The following is a 3370-nucleotide window of genomic DNA, read 5'->3' on the forward strand; positions in this document are numbered from 1 at the left end:
GATCTTTCTCCTCGTTCATGCCGCCGACATCCAGGACCGTGATGGGGCGGTTGATGTTCTGGCGGCAATACGCAGGCGCTTTCCCTGGCTGCGCCACATCTTTGCTGATGGCGGCTATGCTGGCAACAAATTGCGATCCGCGCTCGCCTCCATGGGAAAATGGACGGTCGAAATCATCAGGCGGTCCGATACGGCGAAGGGCTTTCAGATCTTGCCTCGCCGCTGGGTGGTTGAACGGACATTCGCCTGGCTGGGACGGTGCAGGCGGCTCGCCAAAGATTGGGAAAAGTCCATTGCTTCCTCAACCGCGTGGACATTGATCGCCTCGATCCGCATGCTCACACGACGGACAGCAAGGCATTGTCAAGCTTGGAAAACTTTCGGATCGGGCTCTTATGGGAATAAGTAAATAACCTACGATATTTAAATTTCATGAAGTCATTTAATTTTCATTTTTATACAAATATATATTTATGTGCATGATTTCATAAATAATAATTAAAATAAAACGCGACAAAACCAGTAACTTTTCTATAATTACATATTATTTTAAATGTATATTCATATTCTGGCCTGGCGCTTACCATGCATCCTCCGGCATGATCCGCAACCGCATGGCATGAATCCTACGGACCATATCCCGCACGCATCTGCATCATAATACATGCTGTCATTCCGTTATTGCAGAACCAGACCTCGCCATCATTGCATTTATTTCAGAAATACACGCCGTGGTTGTGTATATGTTATCATGCATATCTGTTTGCCATGTTCCGGTCTGGCTGATATGCCGGCCAACCCCAGTCGAAAGTAACAGACTGTGTCAGGCAGCCTATACGTCAATTCCAATACCCGTATGATGATGCATGAATAGACAAAACAAGCAGGATGATGTCATTCCATCCTGCTTTTTCCATTCCTGCTCCATGGACAATATGGCTGTCAGCCCTGCCCCAGTTGACAACCGGTCCAGTTTTCAACTGGTCGCAATGGAAATGACAGCCACAAACGCGGTAGCCATCTTTTCATGTTATATTGCGACAGCCCTTGATTACGTCCCGCCTGTTTATGGAAATAGCTGGACGCCCCCATGTTTCGGATCCGTACCGGAAAGCATCTGGGGCGCACCCTGTCAGCCATTGCCCACAGATCGCATGCCTTCCCCGGTATCACCCGGCGCATGGCGTCACCATGACCCCGGTTCGACGGGAATGCGCTGCCACGTCATGCCGATTTCATGACGCTGGAAGATTGCCGAAGATCGTACAACAGTGTCGAGCCGCAGGGACGAATGGAACCTGAATATTACATCCTGCGAATGTTGAAGCATAACGCCCGCAATCCGTGATGACCCTGTGACAGCAAGTGACGCATGCGAAAGATCGCTCGACAACCCATCGGCGCGGCAGCCGGACGCAGCCACGTCTGGCCTTGGGCAACCTCATGACCTCAAGGGCGATATCGTGAACCTGCGCTGCCTCGACAGGCTTTTTGCCTGTATGGCCCGGATCAACATAAGCCTGCTCAACGCTATCGTCAGTGGCCATCCCGATTGGCTGGCGTCACATGCAGGGCCAGCAGGTGCCCCAGCGTATCCACCGCCATATGCAACTCTGATCCCTTTTTGCGTTTGCCCCCATCATATCCGGCGCGATGGTCCGCCTTCCGACGTCGAGCGCAAGGTCCGGCTATCGAGAATGGCCGCTGTTGGTTCTGCCTCGCGGTCAGTGATTTGCAGGCGCCAGTCCATCCACCATGATATGCGGCAGTCCCCGGCTGCATGTTTCCACGCGGGCGACAATGTCATAGGTCTGGCGCAATGTATCGGGTGTAATGACATCACACGGAGCCCCGGCGGCGATGATTTTACCCGCGCGCAGGATGACATCATAATCCGTCATGCGTACGGCAATATTCAGGTCATGCAATACCATGACCGTTACGATGTTGCGCCGTTCCGTCTCGCGCCGCAGCACCTCCATGACAGCAAACTGGTGATGCAGGTCAAGCGCGCTGAGCGGCTCATCAAGCAGCAGGGCGTCGGGATGCCGCCCCAGGGCCTGCGCCAGCCCCACAAGCTGGCGCTGCCCGCCCGACAGTTCATCCATGTACCGCATGGCCAGATCCGCGATGCCGAATATGTCCAGCATGCGCAGCGTCGCGTCGATTTCATCCCCGCCCGAAACCCCGGGCATTACGCCCGTGGCATTCCGGGCAGCCAGAAGCGATTCCAGCACCTGCAGATGCACAGTGGCCGGCAGGGTCTGGGGCAGGTACAGGCAGCGCCGTGTCCGCTGCGCCAGCGACATGCGCGAAAGTTCATCCGGGCCAAGCATGATCCGGCCCGTCGCCTCCCCCAATCCCGCCATGGCACGCAGCAGGGTGGACTTGCCACTGCCATTGGGACCAAGCAGGGCAGATACCCGTCCCGTGGGAAACGGGCCGACCGTCAAGATGGGGTGGACGGCCTCCATGCGGCATCAATGTGCCATGCTGGGGTCGGAATGACCATTCAGAGGAGACCGCCCGGATGAAAATTACCATGATCGGCCTGGATATCGCCAAGTCCGTTTTTCAGGCGCACGGCACAGATGCAAATGGAAAATGTCTTCTCAAGCGAAAGCTCGGGCGCAGTGAGGTTGCCTCATTCTTCGGGAAACTCGAGCGGTGTCAGGTCGTGCTCGAAGCTTGCGGCACATCGCATCATTGGGCGCGCGTCATCCGCGATGCGGGTCATGACGTGAAACTTATTCCGCCGGACATGGTCAAGCCGTTCGTCAAACGTGGCAAGAAAAACGACGCTGTTGACGCCGCAGCCATTTGTCTTGCGGCACTCCATCCCGACACGCGCTTCGTCCCGATCAAAAACGAAGAACAGCAAAGCCTGCTCTCGTTACACTCAACGCGCACACTATTGGTCAAACAGCAGACGATGCTGGTCAATGCGTTGCGCGCGCTTGCAGCGGAATTCGGCTTGATCGTGCCGTTGGGAAACAGTCGCCTGCCCGATCTTCTGGCGAAAATCGAGACATCACCCGATTTGCCCGACGTCATGAAGCAGACCGTCATTTTGCTCTTCGAACAATACGGAAAGTTGAGTGAAAGCATCGGATGCCTGGAAAGGCGAATCCAGGCGCACGCCAGGCAGGACGAAGATGCCCGTCGTCTTTTGACAATACCCGGCATCGGCCCGATGACCGCGTCCTTGATCGTGGCATCTGTCACGGATATCGACACTTTCGAAAGTGCGCGGCACTTCGCGGCCTGGCTTGGACTTGTGCCGCGGCAGCACTCGTCCGGCGGAAAGGTCCGGCTGGGCAGGATTACGAAAACGGGCAACCGGGAAATAAGGAAGCTGCTCGTTCTGGGG

The 3370-nt window shown here is 55.6% G+C and carries 3 protein-coding genes and 1 pseudogene; 2 read left to right on the forward strand and 2 right to left on the reverse strand.

The window, feature by feature from the left end; translation table 11 throughout:
- Window positions 1–409 (forward strand): transposase (locus tag GEU01_RS23565; RefSeq protein ID WP_019087499.1); only part of this gene is annotated, 409 nt, incomplete at its 5' end.
- Between the two features lie 826 nt (window positions 410–1235).
- On the opposite strand, the pseudogene GEU01_RS25140 reads toward GEU01_RS23565, so the two are convergent.
- Window positions 1236–1726: pseudogene (locus tag GEU01_RS25140) on the reverse strand (transposase); the annotation flags it as partial.
- A complete protein-coding gene (locus tag GEU01_RS20285) occupies window positions 1725–2474 on the reverse strand; it encodes an ABC transporter ATP-binding protein (RefSeq protein ID WP_019087500.1) in 750 nt (249 codons plus the stop codon). The pseudogene GEU01_RS25140 and the gene GEU01_RS20285, both read right to left, overlap by 2 nt.
- 56 nt (window positions 2475–2530) lie before the next feature.
- Between GEU01_RS20285 and GEU01_RS20290 the strand changes: the two genes are divergently transcribed.
- Window positions 2531–3370 (forward strand): IS110 family RNA-guided transposase (locus tag GEU01_RS20290; RefSeq protein ID WP_019086757.1); only part of this gene is annotated, 840 nt, incomplete at its 3' end.

This window comes from Komagataeibacter europaeus LMG 18890 (assembly GCF_000285295.1).
Taxonomy (GTDB): Bacteria; Pseudomonadota; Alphaproteobacteria; order Acetobacterales; family Acetobacteraceae; genus Komagataeibacter; species Komagataeibacter europaeus.

Coding starts and splice junctions, on each gene's coding strand:
- GEU01_RS20285 (WP_019087500.1), bottom strand. CDS start 2,474: ATGGAGGCCGTCCACCCCATCTTGACGGTCGGCCCGTTTCCCACGGGA.